The 1,319-nt window shown below is 52.3% G+C and carries 1 protein-coding gene and 1 pseudogene; both read right to left on the reverse strand.

The annotated features are described in order from the left end of the window. Positions 1 to 95: 95 nt before the first annotated feature. Positions 96 to 605, reverse strand: a pseudogene (locus ACQKPC_RS30375) (NusA N-terminal domain-containing protein); the annotation flags it as partial. Positions 606 to 652: 47 nt separating this feature from the next. Next, positions 653 to 1,111: a ribosome maturation factor RimP gene (rimP, locus tag ACQKPC_RS30380; protein ID WP_010463487.1), complete on the reverse strand. Its 459-nt coding sequence runs from the start codon at positions 1,109 to 1,111 to the stop codon at positions 653 to 655. Positions 1,112 to 1,319: the final 208 nt, after the last annotated feature.

Here is a 1,319-nt window from a genome sequence, read left to right on the forward strand (position 1 = left end):
CTGGTTGGTTATTTATGGCTTAAGTTTCAATAAATGCGTATGAATAAATTGTGCTAAGACTAATTACTTTTTGATCCATATAAGAAACTTCAACTTATGATGTCTTCACGGGCCAGCAACGCTTCAGCGTTATTGCCCAGGTCGACGATCACGTTGTCGCGGGTGACTTTCTTCACGGTGCCGGAGATGATTTCCCCCAGGCGCTCGCGGTAGGCGTCGACGACTTGAGCACGCTCGGCTTCGCGAACTTTCTGCACGATGACTTGCTTGGCAGTCTGTGCAGCAATGCGGCCGAACTCGATGGATTCGATCTTTTCTTCGACAACATCGCCGACCTTGGCGCCAGGATGCGTTTCGGCAACCTTGCTTGGCCAGGTTTCGATGGCCGGATCGTCCAGATCTGCTTCTTCGACAACCGTCCAGCGACGGAATGTCTCGTAAGCACCGGTGTGGCGATTGATTTCCACACGCAGATCGACTTCGTCCTCAAAACGCTTTTTGGTAGCAGTGGCCAGAGCCAGCTCCAGCGCTTCAAAAATTACGTTTGCCGGTACGCCCTTTTCATTGGATACCGACTCAACAACCAGCAGTACTTCTTTGCTCATCGTACGCCTCGCCTTTCGCAAGCCATTGGATCCGCGGGATCCGCGTCTCAGTCAAAACTGGGAATAATGTTGGCCTTGTCGATCATATCGATCGGCAACAGGAACTCATGGTCTTCAACCTGCACCACAACGTCCTGCTCTTCTACACCGCGCAGAAGGCCCTGAAAGTTGCGCCGACCTTCAAAAGGCGAGCGCAGCTTGATCTTCACTTGTTCACCGGCAAATTTTGCAAACTGCTCAATAGTGAACAGTGGGCGTTCCATGCCAGGCGAGGAAACTTCAAGGGTGTATTCAACGGCGATCGGATCTTCAACATCCAGTACACCGCTGATCTGACGGCTGACGATGGCACAATCGTCCACCAGCACGCCGCCCTCTTTATCAATATAAACGCGCAACATTGAGTGGCGACCTTGAGCCGAAAACTCAATACCCCAGCATTCATAGCCTAGGGCCACGACCACCGGGGCCAGCAAGGCCTGCAACTCTTCTAGCTTGCTCGACACCTGAACCCCCTCGTGCATGTATGTGCATGCTGTGCAAAATAAAAAAATGGGCGAAACGCCCATCCTTGAAACGCCGTTGAACAGCGACGTTGAAAGTGTCCAGCTAACAAAAAGCCCCTGAAAAGGGGCTCCTTAAACTGGTTGCGGGGGCCGGATTTGAACCGACGACCTTCGGGTTATGAGCCCGACGCAACCTGAACAACGACCT

It is taken from the genome of Pseudomonas sp. NPDC089918 (genome assembly GCF_050280605.1).
Taxonomy (GTDB): Bacteria; Pseudomonadota; Gammaproteobacteria; order Pseudomonadales; family Pseudomonadaceae; genus Aquipseudomonas.